Origin of the sequence: Paraburkholderia sp. 31.1 (assembly GCF_014397645.1) — a bacterium.
Taxonomy (GTDB): Bacteria; Pseudomonadota; Gammaproteobacteria; order Burkholderiales; family Burkholderiaceae; genus Paraburkholderia; species Paraburkholderia tuberum.
Genome location: NZ_VZQN01000185.1, coordinates 1 through 788 on the forward strand (window position 1 = coordinate 1; position 788 = coordinate 788).

Sequence of the window (788 nt, forward strand, 5' to 3'; positions counted from 1 at the left end):
CAGCTCCCCGGAGCTTTTCGCAGGCTACCGCGTCCTTCATCGCCTGTGATCGCCAAGGCATCCACCACATGCACTTGTTCGCTTGACCCTATAACGGGTGTGTCTCTGTGTCGACCCACGTTAGCGCTTTAGCGCTTACGTGGGTCCCATCCCCGCAGGGGATAGACGCACTCGCTACAGGTTGAGTATTCGTGTTGCGCCGTATTCCAAAGCAATCTTTCGATCACCTTTAAAATACATCGATACAATCACAACCCTGATTCACCTACTCACACACCCATCTCCAGGTATGCTTTCGTGAATCTCTTTACTACTTCTTCCTGATTGTTAAAGAACGACAGCCGGTATGAAGCCTGTGCCTCATACCGCCCTGACTGGCTCAATCGCCAATGCAAAGTACTCAGCATCACTTCGTGCTGAATCCTTGGCATTGAGGATTGGTGGAGGATGACGGGATCGAACCGACGACCCCCTGCTTGCAAAGCAGGTGCTCTCCCAGCTGAGCTAATCCCCCAGTCCCACAGATATTCCAGCGGCCCCAGCCCTTCAGCTCACCAGACAAGACACTGGTGGGTCTGGATGGATTCGAACCATCGACCCCCGCCTTATCAAGACGGTGCTCTAACCGGCTGAGCTACAGACCCTGAGCCTGTCTGCGTTGCTTCTAACCACAGCCGATAAGCGTGAGCACTTGAGTGCAATGAATGCACAGCTCTGGAAAGGAGGTGATCCAGCCGCACCTTCCGATACGGCTACCTTGTTACGACTTCACCCCAGTCATGAATCCT

Annotated in this window: 2 tRNA genes and 2 rRNA genes; all 4 read right to left on the minus strand. The window is 53.7% G+C overall.

What is annotated here, in order from left to right:
* Positions 1–88: ribosomal RNA gene (locus tag F6X37_RS35905) — 23S ribosomal RNA — on the minus strand; the annotation flags it as partial.
* 350 nt (positions 89–438) lie between these two features.
* Positions 439–514, minus strand: a tRNA-Ala gene (locus F6X37_RS35910).
* A gap of 53 nt (positions 515–567) precedes the next feature.
* Positions 568–644 (minus strand) — tRNA-Ile (locus F6X37_RS35915).
* A 74-nt stretch (positions 645–718) separates the two neighbouring features.
* Positions 719–788, minus strand: a 16S ribosomal RNA gene (locus F6X37_RS35920); the annotation flags it as partial.